Annotated in this window: 1 pseudogene; it reads right to left on the bottom strand. The window is 37.4% G+C overall.

Annotated features, from left to right (window positions below):
* Positions 1-203, bottom strand: a pseudogene (locus tag CS369_RS22635) (T3SS effector protein NleD); the annotation flags it as partial.

The following is a 203-nucleotide window of genomic DNA, read 5'->3' as shown; positions in this document are numbered from 1 at the left end:
AGATTGTGGAGAACGTGGAGTAGTTCATGGAATACAATGCATGAATAAAAAACATCAATATCAACACCTTGTTCTCTATTGTATTCAGCTGGATTTAAATTGCAGTGAAAATCAGAACTCGTTCCTATGAAGTTTTCAGCGTCAGCATCGCAGTGTGCGATCACTCCTAATTCAGCAGAATTGAGATGTATGACCAATATTTC

This window comes from Candidatus Symbiopectobacterium sp. 'North America' (assembly GCF_015762685.1).
Classification (GTDB): Bacteria; Pseudomonadota; Gammaproteobacteria; order Enterobacterales; family Enterobacteriaceae; genus Symbiopectobacterium.
The sequence above is the reverse complement of the archived record's forward strand: the minus strand, read 5'-3'. Positions and strand labels throughout refer to the sequence as shown.